The organism is Oceanicaulis sp. UBA2681 (assembly GCF_002354675.1).
Classification (GTDB): Bacteria; Pseudomonadota; Alphaproteobacteria; order Caulobacterales; family Maricaulaceae; genus Oceanicaulis; species Oceanicaulis alexandrii.
The window spans coordinates 169295-193325 of record NZ_DEMB01000008.1 but is presented as its reverse complement, the minus strand read 5'-3'; the positions used below and the strand labels follow the sequence as shown (position 1 = coordinate 193325).

General features: G+C 59.7%; 21 protein-coding genes. 13 read left to right on the top strand and 8 right to left on the bottom strand.

The genetic code is table 11. The annotated features are described in order from the left end of the window. The first annotated feature begins 4 nt into the window (after positions 1-4). The 10 genes from B3M53_RS06085 (at position 5) to B3M53_RS06040 (ending at position 12176) form a co-directional block, all read left to right on the top strand. Entirely contained in the window at positions 5-421 is a 417-nt protein-coding gene (locus tag B3M53_RS06085; RefSeq protein ID WP_273147005.1) for a septal ring lytic transglycosylase RlpA family protein, read from the top strand. 55 nt (positions 422-476) lie between these two features. Beyond that, a complete protein-coding gene (locus B3M53_RS06080; protein WP_199318897.1) occupies positions 477-1625 on the top strand; it encodes a D-alanyl-D-alanine carboxypeptidase family protein in 1149 nt (382 codons plus the stop codon). 5 nt (positions 1626-1630) lie between these two features. Then, entirely contained in the window at positions 1631-2266 is a 636-nt protein-coding gene (gene tmk / locus B3M53_RS06075; protein WP_273147009.1) for a dTMP kinase, read from the top strand. Continuing rightward, positions 2263-3303 (top strand): DNA polymerase III subunit delta', encoded by a 1041-nt coding sequence (locus B3M53_RS06070; protein ID WP_286799880.1) that lies wholly within the window; start codon positions 2263-2265, stop codon positions 3301-3303. The genes tmk and B3M53_RS06070 overlap by 4 nt, the downstream gene beginning before the upstream one ends. Positions 3304-3311: 8 nt before the next feature. After that, positions 3312-4094 (top strand): TatD family hydrolase, encoded by a 783-nt coding sequence (locus B3M53_RS06065; RefSeq protein WP_286799878.1) that lies wholly within the window; start codon positions 3312-3314, stop codon positions 4092-4094. Then, positions 4091-4954: an MBL fold metallo-hydrolase gene (locus B3M53_RS06060; protein WP_273147014.1), complete on the top strand. Its 864-nt coding sequence runs from the start codon at positions 4091-4093 to the stop codon at positions 4952-4954. Before B3M53_RS06065 ends, B3M53_RS06060 begins: the two co-directional genes overlap by 4 nt. A gap of 236 nt (positions 4955-5190) precedes the next feature. After that, complete coding sequence (locus B3M53_RS06055; protein ID WP_286799875.1) at positions 5191-6579, top strand: M24 family metallopeptidase; 1389 nt, start codon at positions 5191-5193, stop codon at positions 6577-6579. Positions 6580-7105: 526 nt separating this feature from the next. Further along, on the top strand, positions 7106-8299 hold the full coding sequence (locus tag B3M53_RS06050) for a hypothetical protein (RefSeq protein ID WP_286799874.1): 1194 nt from the start codon (positions 7106-7108) through the stop codon (positions 8297-8299). 48 nt (positions 8300-8347) lie between these two features. After that, positions 8348-10699 carry a TonB-dependent receptor gene (locus B3M53_RS06045; protein ID WP_022699497.1) on the top strand — a complete coding sequence of 784 codons (2352 nt, stop codon included), beginning with the start codon at positions 8348-8350 and terminating at the stop codon, positions 10697-10699. A gap of 22 nt (positions 10700-10721) precedes the next feature. Beyond that, entirely contained in the window at positions 10722-12176 is a 1455-nt protein-coding gene (locus B3M53_RS06040) for a DUF1254 domain-containing protein (RefSeq protein WP_286799873.1), read from the top strand. 10 nt (positions 12177-12186) lie between these two features. Here the strand turns inward: B3M53_RS06040 and B3M53_RS06035 are convergent, their stop codons facing one another. Further along, entirely contained in the window at positions 12187-12876 is a 690-nt protein-coding gene (locus B3M53_RS06035) for a Crp/Fnr family transcriptional regulator (RefSeq protein ID WP_022699499.1), read from the bottom strand. Between the two features lie 408 nt (positions 12877-13284). On the opposite strand from B3M53_RS06035, the gene B3M53_RS06030 reads away from it, so the two are divergent. Together B3M53_RS06030 and B3M53_RS06025 are read left to right on the top strand one after the other, a co-directional pair. Further along, positions 13285-14049 carry a response regulator gene (locus B3M53_RS06030; protein WP_286799871.1) on the top strand — a complete coding sequence of 255 codons (765 nt, stop codon included), beginning with the start codon at positions 13285-13287 and terminating at the stop codon, positions 14047-14049. 69 nt (positions 14050-14118) lie between these two features. After that, positions 14119-14925 carry a response regulator gene (locus B3M53_RS06025; protein WP_022699502.1) on the top strand — a complete coding sequence of 269 codons (807 nt, stop codon included), beginning with the start codon at positions 14119-14121 and terminating at the stop codon, positions 14923-14925. Here the strand turns inward: B3M53_RS06025 and B3M53_RS06020 are convergent. Together B3M53_RS06020 and B3M53_RS06015 are read right to left on the bottom strand one after the other, a co-directional pair. Next, on the bottom strand, positions 14922-15317 hold the full coding sequence (locus tag B3M53_RS06020) for a response regulator (protein ID WP_022699503.1): 396 nt from the start codon (positions 15315-15317) through the stop codon (positions 14922-14924). The genes B3M53_RS06025 and B3M53_RS06020 overlap by 4 nt on opposite strands. A gap of 12 nt (positions 15318-15329) precedes the next feature. Beyond that, positions 15330-17621 (bottom strand): ATP-binding protein, encoded by a 2292-nt coding sequence (locus B3M53_RS06015; protein WP_286799870.1) that lies wholly within the window; start codon positions 17619-17621, stop codon positions 15330-15332. Positions 17622-17783: 162 nt separating this feature from the next. On the opposite strand from B3M53_RS06015, the gene mazG reads away from it, so the two are divergent. After that, entirely contained in the window at positions 17784-18635 is an 852-nt protein-coding gene (gene mazG, locus B3M53_RS06010) for a nucleoside triphosphate pyrophosphohydrolase (RefSeq protein WP_286799869.1), read from the top strand. 5 nt (positions 18636-18640) lie between these two features. Here the strand turns inward: mazG and hflX are convergent, their stop codons facing one another. The 5 genes from hflX to B3M53_RS05985 form a co-directional block, all read right to left on the bottom strand. Then, positions 18641-19972: a GTPase HflX gene (gene hflX / locus B3M53_RS06005; protein ID WP_022699507.1), complete on the bottom strand. Its 1332-nt coding sequence runs from the start codon at positions 19970-19972 to the stop codon at positions 18641-18643. Continuing rightward, positions 19969-20226, bottom strand: a complete 258-nt coding sequence (hfq, locus tag B3M53_RS06000) for an RNA chaperone Hfq (protein WP_009800894.1) — start codon at positions 20224-20226, stop codon at positions 19969-19971. The genes hflX and hfq overlap by 4 nt, the downstream gene beginning before the upstream one ends. A gap of 103 nt (positions 20227-20329) precedes the next feature. Next, positions 20330-21682: a potassium transporter TrkG gene (locus tag B3M53_RS05995; protein ID WP_286799867.1), complete on the bottom strand. Its 1353-nt coding sequence runs from the start codon at positions 21680-21682 to the stop codon at positions 20330-20332. Positions 21683-21728: 46 nt separating this feature from the next. Beyond that, positions 21729-23102, bottom strand: coding sequence for a Trk system potassium transporter TrkA (gene trkA, locus B3M53_RS05990; protein WP_022699509.1), 1374 nt, complete (start codon positions 23100-23102; stop codon positions 21729-21731). 20 nt (positions 23103-23122) lie between these two features. Beyond that, on the bottom strand, positions 23123-24031 hold a 909-nt coding region (locus B3M53_RS05985), incomplete at its 5' end, for a sigma 54-interacting transcriptional regulator (RefSeq protein WP_286799864.1).

Below are 24031 nucleotides of genomic sequence, written 5' to 3'. Positions count from 1 at the left end.
AAGCGTGCAGACTGGCGTCGCCAGCTGGTACGGCCCGGGCTTTGAAGGCCGACAGACCGCCAATGGCGAGGTGTTCGACTCCTCGCTTCTGACCGCCGCCCATAGGACCATGCGCCTGCCCAGTCGCGCCCGCGTGACACGGCTGGACACCGGCAAGAGCATTATCGTACGAGTCAATGATCGCGGTCCCTATATCGACGGTCGCCTGATCGACCTCAGCCATGCCGCCGCTCAGGCCTTGGGCTTTGAAGATGACGGGCTGGCTGAAGTGCGCGTGGAAGGGCTCGGCCCCGCCGACCCCGAGGATCGCGAAGCGCCGCCCGTCTTCTTTGACCCGGACATCGGGCCGCCAGGCGCCCACAATCCGGTAAACACCCAAAATCTGGGTGATACGCTTCAGCCTGGTTCCGATGAAGGCTAGGGTGTCGTCACTCGCTCACCGATTCCGCTGCAACCGCCAACCCGGGACTCCACTCATGCGTCGACTGCTTTGCCTGTTCGCCCTGATCACCCTGAGCCTGACGCCCGCAACAGCGCTGGCCCAGAGCGCGTTCGATACACGCGCCTCACATGCGGTGATCCTGGATCATGAGACCGGGGACATGCTGTTCTCCAAGAATGGCGACACGCCCATGCCGCCCGCCAGCATGTCCAAGCTGATGACCGCCTTGATGGTGTTTGAAGCGCTCGAAGACGGACGCCTGACGCTGGAGACGACCCTGCCAGTGAGCGAAAACGCCTGGCGCCGGGGCGGGGCGGCGTCTGGCTCATCCACGATGTTTCTGGAAGTGAACTCACGCGCAGCGGTGGGCGACCTGATCCGCGGCATCATCGTCCAGTCCGGCAATGACGCCTGCATCGTGGTCGCAGAGGCGCTTGGCGGCACCGAAGAGAATTTCGCCCAGATGATGACCGAACGCGCGCACGAGCTGGGGCTCGATAGCGCCAGCTTCGCCAACGCGACGGGCTGGCCTGATCCCGAGCACAGAATTTCCGCGCTCGACCTGGCCCGACTGGCCCGCCACATCATCACCGAATACCCGCAATACTATGACATCTATGCGGAAAGTGAGTTCACCTATAACGGCATCCGTCAATTCAACCGCAACCCGTTGCTCGGCGTGTTTGAAGGCGCTGATGGCCTGAAAACCGGCCACACAGAAGAATCCGGTTATGGGCTGGTCGCCTCGGCGGAGCGCGATGGCGAACGCCGGATCGTGGTGTTCAACGGCATGGACTCCAATCGGGACCGCGCCGACGAGTCCGAGCGCCTGATGCGCGCCGCTTTCTCTGAATTCTCGACTATAGACCTGGTGGCTGCGGGCGAGGTTCTGGGCCGCGCCGACATCTATCTCGGGCTGGAACCGTCCGTCGAGCTGCGTGCCTCAGAGGCTTTGTCCTTTGGCCTGCACCGTCGCGATCGTGACGGCGTCACAGCCGAGCTGGTTTATGAGGGGCCGCTGAACGCCCCGGTTCAGGAAGGTGACCTCGTGGGTCATCTTGAAGTGAGTTTGCCTGATGGCCGCGAACTGAGCGTACCGGTCGAAGCGGCTCAGTCCGTGGCCCGCAAAGGAGCGCTTGGGCGAGCAGGCGCAGCCTTCGCGCGCCTCATTCGCGGCGGCTAGCCGGCATGACGCAAGGACGCTTCATCACGCTTGAAGGCGGCGAGGGCGCTGGCAAGACCACGCTCGCCAAAGCGCTCGCGGCCGGCCTTCAGGCTCGGGGCTTCGAAACCCTGATCACCCGCGAGCCCGGCGGCACGCCCAATGCGGAGGCGCTGCGCCATTTGCTGGTGGAGGGCGAGACGGGACGCTGGTCGCCGCTGGCGGAAACCTTGCTGCTCTACGCGGCGCGCGCGGACCATGTGGAACGCCTGATCAAACCGGCCCTGGATTCTGGAAAATGGGTCATCTGCGACCGGTTTTCGGACTCAACACGCGCCTACCAAGGCGCAGCAGGCGGACTCGCCGCTGAGCGCATCGCCCAGATCGACGCCGCCTGTCTTGACGGCTTTGGACCGGATCTGACCTTCATGGTCGATCTCGACCCTGAGCAGGGGCTCGAGCGCACCCGAACGCGCGGCGAAGAGGCGACGCGGTTTGAACGTCAGCCCGGCGCCTTTCACCATGCTCTGCGTCAGGCGTTTCTTGAGATCGCAAACGCCGAACCTGACCGCTGTGTGATCCTGGATGGGGCTCAAAGCCCCGACATCGTCTTTGAGCGCGCGATGATGGTCATTCAGGACCGTCTGGAGGTCCCTGCGTGAGTGATGACGAAAGGCCTGAAGCGGACCGGGAAGGGGGGCTGCCTCATCCCAGACGGGTGTATGACCTTTTTGGTCAGGACGCGGCGCTGGAAGAGGCGCAAGCTGCGATCGACAGCGGCCGAATGCACCATGCCTGGATGGTTTCTGGCCCCAAAGGCGTGGGCAAGGCCAGCTTCGCCTACCGCTTGGCCCGTCGCCTGTTGGGCGCGCAAGCCCAGGGTGCAAGCGGATTGGCCAGCGCCCCTGACGATCCGGTCTGTCGTCGGCTTGAAGCGCTCTCGCATCCGGACTTCTTGCTGATCCGCCGCCCCTATAATGACAAGACGGGCAAGGTGAAGGGTGAAATTCCGGTCGAGGAAGCACGGCGCGCGCCGGAGTTTTTCTCCAAAAGCGCGAGCGGGAAGGGTTGGCGGGTCTGCATCGTTGATAGCGCCGATGAACTAAACACCAACTCCGCCAACGCCTTGCTGAAGACTCTTGAAGAGCCGCCCAAACGCGGCATTCTCATTCTCATCGTCAACACGCCCGGACGGCTGCTGCCGACGATACGCTCTCGCTGCCGCCGTCTGATCTTGCGCGCGCCCAGCATCGAAGCCACGACGCAATGGCTGATAGAAACCCACGCCATGAACGCTGATGACGCCCAACGGGCAGCGGCGCTGGCCAATGGCGCGCCCGGACGCGCCTTGGCGCTCGCAGAAACTGACGCGCCGTCCATCAAGGCGACAATTGATACCGCGCTTGAAGGTCTGCCGCGGCTGGATCGAGGCGCGATCGCCCAGATCACCGCAGCCGCGAGCCGCAAGGGGGGCGAGCAAATCAAGCCGATCACCCTCGATTTTCTGATCGCGAACGCCCAGAACCGGGCGCGCGCCATGGCGCTTGAGAGCGATGGGGCTGACAAAGCCGGCGCGTGGGTGGATGCAGCCGATCAATTGACCCGTCTGGCGAGAGAAAGCGAAACGCTCTATCTCGACGCCAAACAAACACTCTACGCCGCCTTCGGCCTGATGCAGGATGCGGCTCGGACCCAATAAGGCGCCCAATGCTGATCGACACTCATATTAACGTACATGGCGAAGCATACGCCGAGGATCTCGATCAGGTTCTGGACGCCGCCCGGGCGGCTGGCGTGTCGCCTATGATCGCGATCTGTTGCCGGCTTCACGAGTTTGAAGAGGTCGCAGCGATCGCCGAAAAACACAATGATGTCTATTGCACCATCGGCGCGCACCCTCACCACGCCAAGGATCGCCCCGACATCACCGCGGACCAGCTCTTGGAGATCGCGCAGCACCCCAAAGTGGTTGCGATCGGCGAGACGGGACTGGATTTTCACTATAATTACAGCCCGGCCGAGGATCAGTATCCGTCATTGCGCGCCCATATCGAGGCGGCGCGGCGGGCGGATCTGCCGATCATCCTGCACTGCCGGGAGGCGGACACGCAGATGGCGGATTTACTGGAAGAGGAAATGGGGAAGGGGGCGTTTCGTCCGCTGCTTCATTGCTATACCGGCGGGGCCGAGTTGGCGCGACGTGCGTCAGCCCTGGGCGCGTATTTCTCTGCGTCCGGCATCATCACCTTCAAGAAAGCCGAGGATGTCCGCGCCGTGTTTCGCGAGATCGTGCCCGAAGACCGCATCATCATTGAAACTGATTGTCCATATCTGGCTCCCGTTCCTTATCGAGGAAGGCGCAATGAACCGAGCTACTTGCCGCATGTTCTTGAGAAACTGTGCGAGGTAAAGGGCTGGGGCGTGGAGGAAGGCGCGGAGCGCACGACACAAGCCGCCTTGAGACTGTTTGACCGGATTTCGGTCTCGTGAGCGACGGGCCCGTTCTGCGCGCCCGCATATTGGGCTGCGGGTCATCCGGCGGCGTGCCGCGCATTGATGGCGACTGGGGTGATTGCGATCCGAAAAACCCCAAAAACCGACGCATGCGCTGCAGCTTGCTGATTGAGCGCGCCGAAACCCGGAACGCCTTGAAGACGGGCGAAGTCACACGGCTGCTGATCGATACGTCGCCTGATCTGCGCCACCAAATGCTCGAAGCCCGTGTCAGTTCACTGGACGGCGTCGTCTATACGCATACGCATGCGGATCAGGCGCATGGCATTGATGATGTTCGCGCTTTTGTCTATCGCCGCGGCGCGCAGCTTGTCGCCATGATGAGTCCTCAGACACGTCGGCTCTTGCGAGCGCGCTTTGACTATATTTTTGAAACTCCGGACGGATCGGGCTATCCGCCCCTGATGCTTGACCGGGCGCTCGATCCCGGTGAACTCGCCATCGTGTCAGGACCTGGCGGCGATATCGAGCTCTCACTTTTTGATGTGGTCCATGGCCGCGAACCTTGCAGCGGCGTGCGCATCGGCCCGCTGGCTTACACGCCGGACGTCAACGGCCTGGACGCCAATGCGATGGCTGCGTTAAGCGGCGCCAGCGTTTGGATCGTTGACGCCTTGCGGGACAAACCCCATCCCAGCCACGCTCATGTCAGCCAGGCGCTCGACTGGCTTGCCCATATCAAACCAACTCTGGGCATCCTGACCAATCTTCACATCGATCTCGATTACAAAGCGCTTTCACAGCGCCTGCCAAAAGGCGTCAGGCCAGCCTATGACGGCCTGGAAGTCACGCTCTCCTTATCTGAGGGCGGCATCATCGAAGCGTCACGCGCCTAATAACAGCATGCCCAATTTCTCATAATATATCTTATGCGTCATTTAGACGTTTAGGCAGCCAAGCTTTTTGCTCGATCTGTTCGCCGCATGAACCATACTCCCCGAACCGATTTGACTCAGCTGAGACTGATGCGGGTTGAATGCCGACCAAGCCCGTTTGAAAATCGGGTCACGATTTGGCGCTGGGGTGACGGCACGCCCTGAACGGTTTGCTGCGAAGACCAGAAGGGCGAGACATGACACGTTTGAAGACCATCCTGGCAGTCGCTCTAACGGCGATGCTTTCGCAGCTCACAGCGGATGTGCGCGCGTCAGCGCAGACCTTGTCTCCCCCCATTCTTCCCATGAGCGAGACAGAACAGGCCCTGCCCGCACTTCCGACCATTCTGCCGCTGCGTGACCGGGCCGTGGTTATCGACCGCATTCTGCAAGAGCGGCTGGACACGATCATCCCGCAGATCATGCGCGAACAGGGCGTATCCATGTGGGTGCTCATGGCGCGGGAGTATTTCGAGGAACCCGTCGTAAACAGCATGCTGGACGCACGCAGCATGGCCGCCCGCCGGCGCACCATCCTCATCTTCTTTGATCCCGGTGACGGGCAGCCCGTCGAGCGGTTGACGGTGAGCCGCTATGGGCTCGCCGGCCTCTTCGAGCCGTCCTGGAATCCCGACGAAGAACCCAACCAGTGGCAGGCCGTGGCCAACATCATCGCTGAGCGCGACCCGGCCAACATCGCCATCAACTTTTCCGATCTGACCGCCTTCGGAGACGGCATGACGCTGAGCCAACACCGGGCCATGATCGCCGCCCTGCCCGCCACCTATCAAGACCGGATCATTTCCGGCGAAACGCTGGCCATACGCTGGCTGGAAACTCGCACCCCGTCAGAGGTGGAGATCTATCCCGGCATAGTGCGCATCGCCCACGCCCTGATCGACCGCGCTTTCTCACGCGTGGTGATCACGCCGGGCGAGACCACCGCCGATGACGTGGTCTGGTGGTATCGCGAGGAATTGTCCCGCCTGGGCCTGACGCCCTGGTTCCACCCGTCTGTGGGGATCCAGCGCGAGGGAACCGAGACGATGCTGCGCGGCGACACCGTGATCATGCCGGGCGATCTGCTCTGGACCGATTTCGGGATCACCTATCTGCGCCTCAGCACCGACACCCAGCACCTGGCCTACGTGCTCAAGCCCGGCGAGACCGAAGCGCCCGAAGGCCTGCAGCAAGGCCTCGCCGCCAGCAACCGCGTCCAGGACATTCTGATGTCGCACTTCCAAACGGGGCTGAGCGGCAATGACGTTCTGGCGCGTGCGCGCGCCGAAGCGATCAGCGAAGGGCTCGACCCTTCGATCTATTCCCACCCAATCGGCACGCACGGTCATGGCGCGGGCCCGGCCATCGGCTTCTGGGACAACCAGGACGCAGATCCGCGCGGCGCGGGACTGATCAATGAGAACACCGCCTGGTCAATCGAGCTGACCTCCTACAGCGCCGTGCCCGAATGGGGTGGCCAGGTAGTGGATTTCCGCACCGAGGAAGACGCCTTCTTCGACGGCCGGGAGGTCCGCTTCCTGGACGGCCGGCAGATGGAACTGACGCTGATCGCCCCGGCGGACTAACCCTCTCCTGCAGTGCGCAATGCACTGCAACCGCACGAAGGTTTCTGGCCAACACAAGCGTAGCAAAGACCTGGATTCGCGTGTCGGACCGGCTCGACAAGCCCTATCCGGGAGTCTTCAAGCAGTTGGACGAGGGCGTTGCGGCGATCAGGCCCGGTACCCGCCCAGGCTTATCAGCCAGTCGTTCAACCTTGCCCCGCTCTGACACGACAGCCAGCCTTTCACGGCCCAGCACATTCTGAAATGCAAACAAGTTAGCAGTCTCAAAGAACGACTTGCTCTTTCCTCTCGGATCAACACGCAGGGAGGACAAGCCTCCCGCAACACCATGGGGAGGAAAGCCATGTCTCTTAAAGGCTATGGCGCGATACTCGCACTCACGATGCTGGGCGCCGCATGCACTGATAGTCAGGCAGTCTCACCGCAGACTGCTAGCGCCCAGACAGATGTCGACACCAGCATTATTCCCGGTCCCCGGGATTGTTTCTGGCGACGGGGTCCGTTCGGGGCGGACCCATACATCAACATGGCCTACCCTGATGCCAATGTCTTTTACTGGGCGGGCGTTTTCAGCATTCCCGACGGCGCACAACTCACGCTGGAAGGCGCCTTTCCCGCCAGCCGATACATGTCTTTCGTATCCTACACTGCTTCGGGCCAACCCATTGAGTCCCTTCCTGACTTTCTGATCGAACCCGAACAGGGCGACAATCCGTTTCTTGAAGGCGCCACACGTTCCGAAGAAACAAACCGCTACACGGTGGAGGTGCTCAACGCGCCCCCGGAAACCTTGCGGGATATCGGTTCGCGCAGTGCTGAGGGCCCGACCAGCATCCTCCATGCTCCCGCGGATCAACCGGGCGGACCTCAAACCATTCTGTACCGGATATACCTGCCTGACGGCGGCGCCGCGCCTGATGGCGGCGCAGCCCTGCCCCAACCTGTCCTGACCCTGCCCTCCGGAGACATACTTCGCGGCGAGCAAGCCTGCGAGGCGCTTCGGACCCTGCAACCGGCTGTCATGGCGGCAGGAGCCGCCAGCATCACGGCGGCTCAGTATCGCGCCCTGATCACGCAACCGAACCGCCCCGACACCTGGCCGGCGCGATCTCCTGCGGACTGGTACATCCAGCTCGATCGTGAAAGCCTGCTCGGGATCTATACCGGCCAGATCAACGAAGATGCGCGTCGATCTGAGGGCGGCTTCTATCCCAATCCGGACAATTTCTACATCCGGACGATCGTCAATCGAAAGCATGGGCCGGTCTTCATGGTCCGCGCCAAGGCGCCGACAACGCCCAACACCTATCAGGGCGACGAAACGATGGGCGAAGGCCAGCTACGATACTGGTCCATCTGCTCCAACCAGAGCTTCGTCAATACGCGCGTCAATGACTGCCTGTTCGATGAAGAAATTCCTCTAGATCCGCGCGGCTTCTTCACCGTCATCGTGAGCCGTGAAGAAGATCGCCCTCGCAATGCACGCCCGGAATGCGGCTTGAGCTGGCTGCCGATGGCCGATGATGGCGACGGCATGTTCGATGAGGACGTCACCGTTGTCCAGATCCGTCACATGCTAGGCGCGGACGATTTCGACAATTCCATCGAACGCGTAGACCGCCAGGATGACCTGGAGACGATCCTCGGCCCCTACATGCCGCGCACCCAGTATCTGCAGACCAATCAGGTCGAAGCGCTGTTCCCGTGCCCGACGCGATGAGCCGGAACCAATCAAAATAAAAAACAAAAAATACCTGGAGGAAACATCATGAAAGCCATCTGGCTTGGAGGCTCGGCGCTTGCCGCGCTCATAAGTGCGGGGGCGCCTGCGCTCGCACAAGAGACTGACCCGGCAGTCGTCCGGGATGTGATCACTGTCACTGCTCAAAAGCGCGAGGAGAACATTCAGGACGTGCCGCTTTCCATCGTCGCGGTGAGCGGCGAAGACCTGGAAGAGCGCAACATCACGAACGCCATGGACCTGGGACGCACCGTTCCAAACTTCTACGCTACCCGCGGGGCTGCCGCCGCCAACACCCGCATCGTTGTTCGCGGCATCGGGACGGCCGGCAACACGGCGGCGGACCAAAGCACTGCGTTCTTCCTTGATGGCGTGTACATTCCTCGCCCCTCCATTCTCTACGCTTCATTTCTTGATATCGGCAGCGTCGAGGTCGTCCGCGGGCCGCAAGGCACGCTGTTTGGCAGGAACGCCACCTCTGGCGGCGTAATCCTCACCTCACGGGCGCCAGGTGAGGAGTTTCATGGGACCGCTTCCCTCGAATTCGGCGACTATGGCCATCAACAGATAGAAGCGGCTGTGGACCTTCCTGTGAACGACGCGGTTCGCCTGCGTTTTGCGGCTCAGGCCTCAGAGTTTGACGGCTATGGCGAGTCCATTCCGGACGGCTCCAGTTTTGGCGGCGACGAAACCGTCGCGGCGCGCCTGAGCGCGGATATCGATCTTACGCCCCGTCTCAGCTGGTCGGTTCGACTGGATCACACGCGTCTGTCTGGCGACGGCGCGAGTGCGGCGGAGGCCCTCGGAGATACGCTGACCCCGGTGGGACGCGCGATCCTGACCGGGTTTCTGGGCGCCGGAAACCTGCCCGAACTGGATGATCCGTATGATCACCGGGTAAGCCACATCGTTGGGGGTGACCTGTCTGATGTCCAATGGGGCCTGTCGAGCACGTTCAACTATGATCTCGATAATGGTTACTCGCTCGGGCTCATCAGCGGATGGCGCGACTACGAGAACCAGCAATACGATGAAGACATCTTCTTTCTCACCATGCCTCTGACCGGCCGCATCGCCGGATTGCACAGTGAAAGCTGGTCCCATGAACTGCGTCTGGTTTCTCCAGACGATCTGATGGATGGCCGGTTCAGCTTTGTGGCCGGGCTTTACGCCTCCCATGAAGACGCCGCGTTTAGCGAGGTTCTGTCCTTCACGCCCCGAACCTGCATGGTGCTCGCGCCCGCCCCGCTTCGCGCGCCCTGCCTGAACAGCCCTCAAGCGGAAGCGTCTGATCTGCGCATGACGCAAAGCTCGGACAGCCTGGCGGTCTACGCTCAAGGCGAATACCTGCTAACAGACGAGCTGACGCTTCAGCTCGGAGCGCGGTACACGTCAGACGAACGTGAGGGACGCTTCCTGCAGCTGGCGGCCAACCCGCTGTCTGCGCGCGCCTTCAGGGCCCCCGCAGACACCCAGCTCGACTTCTCGGACGAGACGCCGACCTTGCGCGTGGCGCTGAGTTATACTGTCAGCCCGGACCACACCGTGTTTGCGTCCTATAGCACCGGGTACAAATCTGGCGGGTTCAACTCAGGCGGCGGCGCAGAACGCCTGACTGCTGAGGAGCGCACCTTTGACAGTGAAACTGCGGACAATTTCGAGCTGGGTTTCAAGGGAAGCTTTCTCGACAACCGCATGGATCTGGCGCTGACCGCCTACCGGACCGAGCTTGAGGACTTCCAGTCCCGCAGCTTTGACGGTTCAAGCTTCATCACCCGGAACGCCGGCACTCTGGTTCACCAGGGGTTCGAACTTGATGGCGCGCTGCTGATCGCCAGCAATATCGAAGTGACCGGCGGGGTTGCGTATCTGGACTCCGAGTTCACCTCCTTCACCGGCGCTCAGGCCCTGCCCGGCTGTTCAGCCGCCAGCCCTGACATTCCCGGTTGCGGTCCGGTTGGCGGCAATCGTCGCGTTCAGGACCTGACCGGAGGCAAGAACCATTTCGCTCCGGAATGGACTGGCAATCTGTTCGTGACCGTCGATGGCGAAGTCGCCCAATGGGGCTGGCGCGCGACGGCTGGCGCCAACTATGTGGGCGAACAGTTCGTCGGGGGCGTAATCGATAACAATCCACAGGTCCTGCAAGACGGTTATGCGCTGGTGTCAGCCCGCCTGACGCTCAGCGCTCCCAACGACCGTTTCAATGTCGCCGTCTATGGCGAAAACCTCACTGATGAAGGCTATTGCGGCGTCAGCTTCTACCAGCCGCTGAGCGGTCAGCTGGGTCTGAACAACGCCTCCACTGGCGGGACGTTCATCCGCTGCAACACAGGTGCGCCCCGTACGTTTGGCGTCCGCCTGTCCACCACATTCTAAGCCAGAGGCTCGAAAACTCATGATGAAACAAGCACTCCTAACGGCCATCTCGATACTCGGCTTGGGACTCACGCCCGTCGCCGCTCAGGCCCAAACCGCGCCCCAAACCGTCGTGACAAGCGAAGTGGACGCAGAAGGCCGCGAAGCGCTGGCATACAGCCTCGCCATTCAGGCTTATCTGTACACCTATCCGCTTTTCATCTGGGAGCGCGAACGGTTGCGTCGGGAAAACCTGAGAGAAGCTCAGACCCGCGGTCCGATCGCCCCCATCAACCGGCTCGGGCACATGAACTGGCTGGCGAACGCCAACAGCGACATGCCCTACAGCCCCAATAATGACACGGTCTATACGGGCGTATCTCTCGACCTTCGAGCCGAACCGATCATTCTCGACATGCCCGAGATCCAGGATCGCTACGCCGTCGTGCAGTCGGTCAACGCCTATATGGAAAACCAGACCTATCACTACTCCCCACGCGTGAATGGGGGTGAAGGGGCGCACCTGGCGTTTGTCGGACCTGATTGGGAAGGCGAGCTGCCTGATGGCGTCCAACGGGTTGATATCGACACTCCGTCAGGCGCCCTGGCTATTCGTCTGGCCGTTCAACGCAACGAAACCGATCTCGCCACTGTACGCGGATATCAGAACCAGATGTCCCTCACCCCGCTTTCAGCCTGGAACAATGGCCCGACAGAAGTGGAACCCGCCATCCCCGCCCCTGTCGAGCGAGAGACTTTTGAAGGCCCATTCGCACATTTTCATCAGATGGCCGTTCTACTGGCTGAAAACCCGCCCCCTCCGCAGCATGCGGCGATGAACGCCACGCTGTGGCGCCTGGGTCTGGAGCCCGGTCAGGGGTTTGATCCCGACGCCCTGGACCCGGACACCCGCGCCGGCATCCTGCGCGCGATCGAAGACGGCCCGGCGGTGATGGAATATCTGCGCCGCAATCGAGGCCAGCGTTTCCCGACGGGTTGGGATACGGCGCGCTATGCTGATGACATAGTTTTCGATTATGCGGCCCGCGCCGCGATTTCTCTGGTCGGGCTTTTGGGCAACGATCCTGAAGAGGCGATCTACTTCTACACCTTTTTTGACTCAGAGAACGCGCCGCTTGATGGCAGTGAGTCCTACAGGATGCATTTCGAACCCGAGGATCTGCCCGAGATCACTTCACTCGGGTTCTGGTCGGTGACCATGTACGATGGCGAGACTTTCCTTCTGGTCGACAACCCCATCGACCGGTACTCCATCGGCAGTCGTCATAACCTCCAGTTTAACGACGACGGTTCGCTGGATCTCTATATCCAGCCTGAAGCGCCGGGCGGGGAACTGGACTCCAACTGGCTCCCCTCTCCCGAAGGTCGCCCGTTCCGGGTCACTTTCCGGATTTACTCACCCAAACCGGAAACCACCCAGTCCCTGTACGACGGGGAACTCGCCTTGCCGCCTCTGATACCCGCCTCAGATCAGTAATCCTGAGGGGTCAGGACGAAAGATGCTCGGCTCTGGCTGCGTCAATCCAGTCAGCCAGAGCCGTAGCATCGGTCACTTCAATCGCCCTGTATTTCAGAGTGATCAGTCCATCCGCCTCAAGTTGCTTGAGCGCCTTTCCGATCGACACCCGTGAGGCGCCAATGGCTACCGCCAGATCTGACTGGCTCCAGGGAATGACACCCGGAACTTCCGCCGACTCCAGCATGCCGTGCAGGAACACGGCCGTGTAGGCAGCCAGAGGCAATCTCCGCAGGTCGTCCACCATGTTCAGAGTCGCTTTCAGGCGACTCAGGGTCGCGGGTAAAGCCGCTCGGGCGATTTCCGGGTAGACGTCCATCAGAGCATTGAACTCTGAATGCTGAATATAGCCGATGACGGTTTTGCCTACGGCCACAGCGTTCTGCTCGCGTTTTCGGCCCACCATGACGCTCATGAGGCCGATGAAATGCCCTTCACCAAAAACAGCCAGTATCGTTTCCAGCCCTTCGGGACTGATCCGGCCCATCTTGACCGCCCCGGAGCGGACAATCATCAGGCGTTGGTCGTCATCTCCAGCTGAATAAATCATCTGACCATCTTCAAAAGTCAGTCTGCGCTCAACGGATTCCAGAGCCGCTTTGACGTCATCACTCAACAGGTCGAGAAATTTCAGACTTCCGTGCTCCAGCAATCCGGCCATCATTTCGTCCTCGACACTATTCAAGGTCTTGATACTGGTCGTTTTCTAGAGCCACGAGAAGCTGAATATTTGAGACCCCGCACCCTAAGGTAGAATATACGCTAAACACTGGCTCAACGTAGCTACGCACTCTTCAAAAGAGGGCTGACAACAACTGATCCCAAATCTTCAGCCCGCAGTAGATGCATCATTATCGATCAAAAAACGCTCCCGTTATTTTTGGAATATTATGCGGACTCGTCGGTAATGGCTTTCGCCAGGGTCAGGCGCACATTTATAAACGCCTCACAGTTGTCGGAAATGCACACCTCCCGAGTGCCAAACCGGGTGTTAAGCAAAATCATTATCTTGATATTTGCAGATGACCCTCGACACTTTCGGTCAGGTTTACCGGGTCTGGAGGCGCGCATGACATCATCCACCCAAATCTCTGAACTGCGCCGAGCCTTTTTGAGCCGGGCGCATGAAGACATTCAGGCGCTTCATGAACGGCTGGAACGCGCCTGTGAAAGCGAGACCTCACACGAGCTCCTCACCGATATCGCCCAGCTCTCTCATCGCCTTATGGGCTCTTACGGTTCGTTCGGCTTTCCCGCTATGGCCCGCAATTTTGAATTGATCGAAGAAGTCGCGCTCAGCCATGTCTCTGCGCAAAGCGCTACGCTCCCTGTCATGGACCAGACCCGGCTACCCGGCCTGATCGCGGACATGATGCAGCAAGCCAGCCTGCTGGATACTTTGGGTTATGAGCCGCATCCGGTCGAAACCGAGCACACTCCGCTGGTGGACCGCGATGATCACAAGCGTATTCTTTTTGTCGATGATGACGTTGCCCTGCACGGGCTGGCGCAACTGTATCTCAAGCAAGAAGGCTACGCTGATATCGCATGTGAAACGTGCGCGAAGGATGCGGCGGACCATCTCGCAGAGCATCATGTAGACGCGATCATTTGCGACTGGCAGCTGGAAGGCGATACTGGCCTGGATCTGTTGAGAAAGCTCAGGTCTGGCGGGTTGCGCCCCCCGAAAGAGACGCCCTTCATCTTCATGACGGTCCCCTCCTCGAAACAAGCCATAGAACGCGCAGGCCTGTACCGGCCTGACGGCTATCTGCTCAAACCCTTTGATGCGCAACGTCTGCATGGCGTGCTGTCACGCGCCTTGAAGACATAACTCGTCATTGTGTGTAACCTTTAAAATAGAACATTGGCTTACGTTTCACTGAAAAAGGTGGAGACATGTATGCCTGCCGCAAATCCAAGACGTGTTGTTGAACAGTTTTGCACAAAGTTTCCAGACCAGCTGGTGAGTCTGACTCGTATCATAGGCGATGAAAAAGCCTCCCAGTTCCAGCTGAAGCGCAACTTGAAAAAACTGCATGAGGAAAGCCACCGCCTCAAAGGCGCCGCCTATTGCATGGGATTCCCAAGCATTGGCGCAGCATTTTTCAAACTCGAGCAAAATACGCAACGACTGCTGGAATCCAAGAAAGACGTCACGCCCCAATTGATGGAGCGTATTTATCTGGATCTCTCAAAGGTCGCCAAACTGCGCCGAACTGTGGCCCCCGAGCAATCCAAACTCCTGCAGAGTTTTGAGAACCCGGCCCAGCAAACACTGGGAGACGCCGACGCAGCCGCCCTCAGGCAGTTGCTGAATTCGCAACGCGTTCTGTTTGTTGAAGATGATATTTCTGTGCGCAACCTGGTCCGTGAACTTCTGTCCGACATTGGCGTAGGCGATATTTGTATGGCCAATTCCGGTCAGGAAGCGCTGGACGCGATGCGCAGCTTCACTCCGACACTTCTCATTTCCGATTGGCATATGGAGCCCGTGGACGGCTTGTCTCTGCTCCGGCAAATCCGCTCAGGCGCCACGCCGGTCAACGCCCAGACACCGGTCATTTTTCTGACCGCTGAAAACAACGCTGAAAAGATTCATACGGTCATTCGCAATGGCGCGAACCATGTCCTGGTCAAACCCTTTAATCGCGCTGTGGTGATGCGCGCGATTGCACGGATTGCGCAGCAACACCAAAGATCACATTAGAGGTTCGCGGCCTCGAGCTCCTTCCAGATATCTTCCACCTGATCGGGTAAAGTCATCGGGTCAAAAGGCTTGACGATCACCGATTGCGCACCGGCGCTGATATAAGAGTCCAGTTCATGGGATTGCGCCTTAGCCGTCATGAACACCACAGGCGTTTGCGCAAACTGCTCGCTCTGGCGAAGCGCGCCAAGGACCTCTAGACCATTCATTCCGGGCATCATCATGTCGAGCATGATCAGTTGAGGCTGGATCGCGGGCAGACCTTTCAGTGCGCTCGGTCCGTCCTCGAACAGTTCAACCTGATACCCGCCAATATCGCTCAGAGAGAGATCAAGTATGGTCCGGATGTCGAAATCGTCTTCGACACAACATATGCGTTCAAGCTCAACCATTGCCTGTATGCCTTAACCTATGCCCTGATAGAGCTTTACGAAATTCTCATCCATCTCATCTGGGGATTGCGCGGCCTCCGGGGAGGCGATCGGCAATGTGATGTGAAAGACGGTCCCTACCCCAACAGTCGTGTCGAAACTGACCTCGCCATCAAAAGCCTCGATGAGAGTTTTGGTGATGTTCAGCCCCAACCCGTTTCCGCCGACGCGGCGGGTGGTGGAGCTATCCGCCTGGGAGAACCGGTCAAACAGGCGAGACTGAAAATCTTCAGGAATGCCGGGTCCATTATCAGACACAGAGATGCGAATGCTCTGACCGGCCATGTTTTGCGTCGAAACAGTGACCACCTCGCCGTTCGGCGAGTATTTGGCTGCGTTCGACAATAGATTCACAAGCGCCTGGTTGAAGCGCGAAACGTCAAGCCGCACCGGCGGATCATCCGCCTGCAGATCCAGCTTGAACGTCACGCCATGCTCTTCGCCAAGCATGCGATGGCTCTCAACCACATCCTGTACCAGATCATCGCACGGGATGATCTGCATGCGGTATTCAAGTTTTCCGGCGGCGATCTTCTCAAGATCCAGGATATCGTTGACCAGAAGAGTCAGGCGATCGCAGCTGCGCTGCGCCATGTTCAAAAGCATCGAGGCCTTGTCGTCATCGTTAAGCTTTGTCTCGAGCCGCTTTTTCAGCAAACTGAGGGAACCGAGCATGGATGTCAGAGGCGTCCTCAGCTCATGGTTCACAGTTGAAACAAACTCATCCTTCATCACCTCCATCTGCTTTCGCGCGCTGATATCGCGCATCAGCAGACTGAACAGCAATGTGTCAGGCTTCTGCACTTCGCTAAGCGTCAGCTCCACATGCAGAGGCGTGGAGTTTTTCTGTTTGGCGACAGCCTCAAACGTCTCTCCCACAAGATGATGATCTATGAAGCAGGGAATCTGTTTGAAAGCGCCGTCACGTTCCAGGCTCGCGCCGTCAGGAAGCAGCACTGAAACATCTTGCCCGACCAGCTCGTTTTCAGCGTAACCGAACATGAAGCTCGCGGCGGGGTTCATCGCCTGAATGGCGCCGTCCGGCGTGATCAGGATCAGTCCATCAATGATATTTTCAAATGTGTTGGCGGTCAGCTCATTCTCTTCCAACGCCCGGATCATGTCGCAGAAAGCCCGCCCGAGTTCGCCGATTTCATCATTATCGCTAACGTCCAGATCCATCGGGGTGCGGTTTTGACCATAACTGCGAACCGCATCGGTCAACTGTCCCAGTGGACGTGTCAGACTGGTCACAAACAACAAGGAGCCGATCGCCGTCAGCACAACCAGGCTGACAGCGAGTAAAATGGATTGTTGGCGAATGGCGTACGCCCCGATCATCAGTTCATGCGTGGGTTCGCCGATCAAGACGCGGAAATCGATTCCTTGACCATCTTGGCCCGTCTGAAATCTATAAGAAGCATATGTGACCCCCTCCGCATCAAAGAGGTCATCGCCATCCCGACTGAGAAGCTCAGGCGGATCGAACCCCTCTTCGAAAGAAAACTGCGAGTTCATGATCCCGTCGGATGGGCTGTAATGAATGTAATTGTTGTAGGAATCCGAGATGTATACGTCATAGGTGGGCGTTGCGGCCGCCAGCGCATTCTCAAGGACGATGCGAATGTCGGCATTGATCACCAGCATTCCATAAAGTTGGCCATCGGGCCTCGCGACGGGAAGAACCGTGCGGACTGTGGGCACCTGATCAGGAGCTGGCGCCCCCTGCTCTCTATTGACGGTTATTGGAGAGGTGTAGGTCGAGGATGGTCTCGTTGAGAGTGCGGCTTGAAAGTAGAATTCGTCACTTTTGCGCTGAAGCGCTGACCGGGGAACAACGCGGATCTCACCATTCATCCGGTCCACGCGGACAATTTCACGTCCCTGATCCGCCAATCCTATGAATCGTAATTGGGTGTACTCGCTCTGAACCTGAAGGTGCGAAGTGAAAATCGCTTCGAGCCGTTCACGCCAGGTCTCATACAAACTGCCGTCGTATGGATCGACGCCGCCATTCGCCTGCGCCCGGATCATGCCATCAATGGGAGGGGTGTTTCTGAGGATGAATGCATGATCATTCGCGATCTGAAACGCGCTTTCCAGATGTGCAGAAATCGCTCTCGCTTCAGCGTATAATTCAGCCTCAGCCGCAGCACGGCTCATTGATCGTGCTTGAATGAAATTGGCGAAGCCGACAACCATAGCCACCGATACGGTGACTGTGACCACCAACACCAATATCCTGGTGCGCAATGAAACGGACATGAGAACAAACAGACCTGCAACGAACACAACCAGTGAACGCGCTCAGAGTCGTTTGCGCCGTTGAATAAACATTAAACCATCAAAACATTCCGCTCTCGCGCACGAATTCCGCTCCCCAAACTTCCCGGAACACCGGGCCAGAAACCTCCCTTGAAGGCGTCCATGACCCACACACCGACCACGACGAACGGCTTTCCTCATCGAAACCGTGAAGCGATCAATTCAAACCAGACAAGCGCTCTAGACCGACTGCTAGCCATCATGGATCGGCTTCGGGATCCCGATGGCGGATGCCCGTGGGATGTGGAGCAAAGCTTCGAAACCATCGCTCCCTATACGATTGAAGAAGCCTATGAAGTCGCCGACGCCATTGAGCGCCAGGACATGGCGGACCTGAGGGACGAGCTGGGCGACCTCCTGTTTCAGGTCGTCTTTCACAGCCAGATGGCGGAAGAAGCCGGCGAGTTCCGCTTTGAAGACGTGGCGGATTCAATCAGTGAGAAGATGCTGCGACGCCACCCGCATGTATTCGCCGGCGCGGACCCCAGAGACGCTCAGGCCCAGATACAGGCGTGGGAAGCTGTCAAAGCGGAAGAACGCGCCAGAAGCGGCAAGACCGACACGTCTGTACTGGCCAACCTTCCAACCGCGCTGCCCGCACTCCTCCGAGCCGAAAAGCTGTCAAAACGCGCGGCCCGTGTCGGGTTTGACTGGCCTGATCTGAGCTCGGTTTTCGACAAGATCGAAGAAGAAATCAATGAGGTCAAAGAGGCGATCGAAGAGCGTGATCCTGACCATATTCAAGAAGAGATCGGGGATGTGCTCTTTGCGATCGCCAATCTTGCACGTAAGCTCAAGATCGATCCGGAAACCGCGCTGCGCGGGACCAACGCCAAATTTGACAGGCGTTTTCGCGCCATCGAAACCCGGCTGAGCACGCAAGGCTCATCTGTTCAGGAAGCGGATCTTGAGACGATGGAAAGCCTCTGGCTTGAAGTGAAAACCACCGAATAGGCGCTTCACTCGGCAGGCGTTTCCAGTCCGTCAAGCGCGCCATAGCGCTGACGCAAACGGCCCGCATCGGCGACGCTCAACCGGGCGTGAACGCTCACTCTCCCCGTCTGCGTATCCGTCTGTTCTGACAAGATCGCGCCGTGGCGGTGCACGAAAGCGAGCGCTTCTGCGTCTGAAGGGCCGAACTCCAACCTCAGCGCCACATCATTCACTGAAAGCGCCAGCTCGACCTGGTCGAGCAAGGCGTCAACGCCCAGCCCCGTCACCGCCGAGGTCACGATACAGACAGGTGCGTCTTGCGACTTGGGAAGTTTGGCGCGCCAGACCAGCTCTTCCTGGTCCTCCAAGGGGAGCTGATCCGATTTATTCCAGGCTTCGATTACAGGCTGGTCCGCCTCGGCTCCGGCGCCAAGGGCGGCCAGTACTTCTTCCACATCCGCCTTGCGCCCCTCATGGTCAGGATCCGCCATGTCGCGCACATGGATCAGCACATCCGCCTCGATGACCTCTTCCAGCGTCGCCCGGAATGCGGCGATCAACTCGGTCGGAAGATCTGTGATGAAGCCCACAGTGTCGCTCATAAGCACACGCCGGCCCGAAGGCAGCTTCACCCCGCGCACGGTCGGGTCGAGCGTTGCGAAAGGCATGTCCTTGGCCAGAACCTGCGCGTTGGACAGCAGGTTAAACAATGTGGATTTGCCCGCATTGGTGTAGCCAACCAGCGCGACCGTCGGCCAAGGGGCGGCCAGACGCTTCTTGCGATGCAGCTTGCGCGTGCGTTTGACCTCGTCGAGCTCCCGACGGAGCTTGGCCATCTTGTCCGCCAGCAGGCGACGGTCGGTCTCGATCTGGGTTTCACCCGGCCCGGCCAGAAAGCCGCGACCGCCGCGCTGACGCTCAAGGTGGGTCCAGGTGCGTACAAGACGCGAGCGTTCATACGCCAGACGCGCCAGCTCGACCTGCAAGCGCCCTTCGCGGGTCTGCGCGCGCAGACCAAAGATTTCCAGGATCAGACCGGTCCGGTCAATGACCTTGGCGTTGAGCTTCTTTTCGAGATTGCGTTGCTGAATAGGGCTGAGGGCGGCGTCAACAATAACGACCGTGACCTCAAGCTCCTCAACACGCTCGGCGATCTGTTCGATCTTACCCGAGCCGAAGAACCCGCCGGCTTCAACACGACGCAAGGGCTCGATACGCGCTTCAGCGGTGACCAGATCCAGAGCTTGCGCCAGCCCGATGGCCTCTTCCAGACGCGCCTGAGCGCGGTTGGCGTCCGTCCCCGGATATTGCGGAGACAGGATGAGAGCGGTTTGCGGCGCGGGCTTTCGGTCGATCAATCCTCGGCGTCTCCTTCAGCCTCGTCCTTGTCGAAAAGCTGGACGGGCTGGCTTGGCATGATGGTGGAAATAGCGTGCTTGTAGACAAGCTGAATCTGACCTTCGCGGCGCAACAGCACGCAAAAATTGTCAAACCAGGTCACAACACCCTGAAGCTTCACGCCATTGACGAGAAAGATGGTGAGCGGAGTCTTGCCCTTGCGAACGGTGTTGAGAAAAACGTCCTGCAGGTTTTGTTTCTTATCGTTAGACATTGGCCTTATCGCACAAAAGTTCCCGGCGCAGTCCGTGCGCCCCCAAAAGCTAGGTAAACATACCTTGGCCCGGCTGCAACCGACTTGCCCGCAGGGGCCTCAGTCAGTCGCGGGCGAAAATCACGTAAATGGCGGCCGCTGCGGCCAGAACTTCAAGGCGCCCCAGCACCATGATGGCGGCGGAAACCGCAAGCGTGGCAGGGGAAAGCGCAGCAAAATCAACGCCTGCCAGGGGGCCCGCATTGACCAGTGAAGCCGCCGACACCGCCCAGCTGTCATGAAAGCTTGCGCCGGTCATCCCAAGAGCGACCGCCCCAAGACCTAAAGCCGCCGGATAGGCCAGCGCATACACCCAGACACCCGTCAGAGCCGAATCGCTGACTGGCCTGCCGATAAAGCGGGTGCGCACGGCCGCAGACGGATGGCTGAGGCTGGACAGCTCACCGCCCGCGCGTCTCAGAAGCAGCAGAATGCGCGGCATTTTTATTCCGCCAGACGTCGAGATCGTCGAGCCGCCCGCCATGGCGAGAAGAACCAGCAAGGTCAGGGGCAAAACCGGTTGCGACGCCGTCTGGTATCCCGTGGTGGTGATGGCGAACAGCATATCGAGGCCGGACGCCCATGCGTGGGAGATATCGATTGTCACAGCCGCATAAAGCGCCGCCCCCAGCCCCAGCACCAACATGGCGCGCAATTCGCCTGTCCCTCGGCTGATCCGGCGGCGCGACGCCAGATCATATTGCACCGCCATGTTCCAGGCGCCCATCAGGCACAAAAGCGCAAGAACGCCCTGGGCGGCGGGCGATAACCAGACATCGAGCGCCCCAGATTGTGGAGCCAGCCCGGCTGTGGCGATGCCTGACAGCGCCAGGCACAGGCTATCAAACGGATCCGTGCCGAGCAGCATCAGCAGCACAAAGCCCGCCAGGGTCACACCCACATAGATCGCGCCGAACCGTCGAAGCGCGCGTCCGAAATTTGTGAACAGGTCAGAGTGCTCGACCGTCAGCAGGTAAGTCCGGCGCAAGCCGACCCCGCGGCGATCGAGCGCTGCAAACACAGTCGCAGCCAGAACCAGGCTTCCCAATCCGCCCAGCCAGGCCAAAACACACCGCCATAGCGTGATTGAAACGCCCGCCTCTTCCGGGCTTTTTATAATCGCGCCCGTGGTGGTCAAAGCCGAGTAGGCTTCGAAGATTCCTGACGACATGGAGCCTGTCGCGGCGATCAGCGGCGGCGCCGCCAGCAGAGGCACCAGAACCCAACCAAAAAACGCCAGCCGCAAGGCGGCGCTGGCGCCGGCCGGGCGATTGACCTGCCCGGTCCCGGCGAGAACGATGCCGCCGATAAACGCGCCCGAAGCCACCGTCACGGTAAAGCCGCGCGCTATATCCCCTCGTCCTTCAAGCCCTGCGAACAAGATGAAGGGCAGAGCGGCCAGGCTGATGAAAATCATGCACCAGGCCAGAGCGCGAAAGAAGCGTGGCGACCATTTCATGGACCTAGAAATATTCCAGGCTGACGCGGAACAATTGCTCCACCTTCGGCACTGAAGCCTTCAGCGCGAAAAAGATCACGCGGTCATTTTCCTGAATGACAACGGAGTCCCTACGGAAATAAACGCGGTCCCCGCGCACCATGGCGCAGATCGCCACACCTTCTGGCGGCTCAAGCGTGCTGAGATTTTGTCCCACCAGAGGCGATGTGGACAGGGTGACCCCTTCCAGAGCTTCAGCCATGCCGTCGCCCATGGTCTGAAGACCCGTGATCCGTCCACGCCGGATATGCTGCAGGATGGTGGAGACGGTGACCGCGCGGGGGTCGATCATCACGTCTACGTCCAGCGCTTCCTGGACGGGATGGAACGCCTGATTGTTCACCAGACACAGCGAGCGCGCCGCGCCTTCTTTCTTGGCCATGACCCCGCTGAGCAAGTTCACCTTGTCGTCATTGGTCAGACACAGCGCCAATTCAGCGTCTTCAACGCCAGCTTCTCGCAGCACGTCCCGGTCGAGACCATCACCATGCAGCACCACTGTTCGGCGCAGCGCGTCAGCGGCTTGTTCAGCCTGGGCCTTGTCATTCTCGATCAACCTCACCCGAACGCCGCCGACGCGTTCGAGCGCCTTGGCCACATAAAGCCCGATATTACCCGCGCCGACGATCACCACCCGGCGAGCCCGTGGCGCAGCGCGGCCAAACACGTCCAGAGCCCGCTTCACATGCCCAGCGGCCAGGCTGACATAAATGCTGTCGCCCGGCATCAACGGATCATCGTCCTGAGGAATGAAGAGGGTCTGGTCACGCTGTACGCCGACAATGTCGAAGCCCAGATCAGGGAACAGCTCCGCCATCTGTGCGCGCGTGCTGGCGGCGACAGGCGATTGCTCGTCCACGCGCAGGCCCAACACCTGAACGCGGCTATTGGCGAAAGGCGCGGTTGCGAAGGCGCCTGGCGTCTCGAGCCGCTGCAAGATCGAGCGGCTGACCTCAAGCTCAGGGGAAATCGTCACATCGATCGGCAAGGCGCCCATCGAAAAGAGATCTCCCCAGCGTTTATCAAGATAGCTCTGCGCTCTCACCCTCGCGATACGCGTCGGGGTGTTGAACAGTGAGTGCGCCACCTGACAGGCGACCATGTTGGTCTCGTCAGAATACGTCACCGCCACCAGCAAATCCGCATCCCGGATGCCGGCGCGATCCAGGACATCGGGGTGTGAGCCATGGCCCACCACGCCGCGCACATCGAGATCGGTGGTGACCTTGTCGATCAGTTCACGAGACCAATCCACGACGGTGACGGCGTTGCCTTCGGAGGCGAGCTCTCTGGCGATGCCGTAACCCACACGGCCGGCCCCACACACAACAGCTTTCATGAGATGATTTCAGCCGGCCTCTAGCCAGCGTCCTCTGTATCGACGTCATCACCTTTGCGGTTCAAACTCGCTACGCCCAGAGTCTTCAGCTTGCGATGGAGCGCTGAGCGTTCCATGCCGATGAAATTGGCCGTGCGCGAGATATTGCCGCCAAACCGGTTGATCTGCGCCTTGAGATATTCACGCTCGAAATTCTCACGCGCATCGCGCAAGGGCAAGGCGATCATGCGCTCGGCGTCGAGACCGGTCTCTGCGCTGGTCGCGCGTCCCGCCACTTCAGACGGCAGGGAATCCAGCGTCACAGGCTCATCGGGCGATCCGGTGGCGAGAATAAGCAGGCGTTCGACGTTATTGCGCAGTTGACGCACATTGCCCGGCCAGTCATGCGCCTGCAGCGCCGCCATGGCGTCCTCGCCGATCTTGCGCATGGGCAGGCCTGACATCGCCGTCAGACGCTCGAGGAAGTGATTGACCAGAAGCGGAATGTCTTCTCGCCGCTGGGACAGAGACGGCACGTCCAGCGGCACGACCGCCAAACGGTGAAACAAGTCTTCGCGGAACTGCCCCTGCTCGATCATGCCTTGCAGATCCCGCGCCGTGGAGGACAGAACGCGCACATTGACCTGGACATCCTGAGCGCCGCCAATCCGGCGAAAGCGCTGCTCGACCAGCATGCGCAGCAGTTTGGCCTGGGTCGCGATCGGCATGTCGCCGACCTCATCGAGGAAAAGCGTCCCACCATGGGCCTGTTCAAGAAAGCCGACGCGCTCAACACCGCTTTCAGATTCCGCGCCGAACAGCTCCGCTTCAACCCGTTCAGGCGCCATCATCGCCGCCGAGACCGGAATAAAGGGACCATCGGCCCGGGTGGACTGGGTGTGGATCAGACGAGCGATCAATTCCTTGCCCGAGCCGGAGGGACCGGAGAT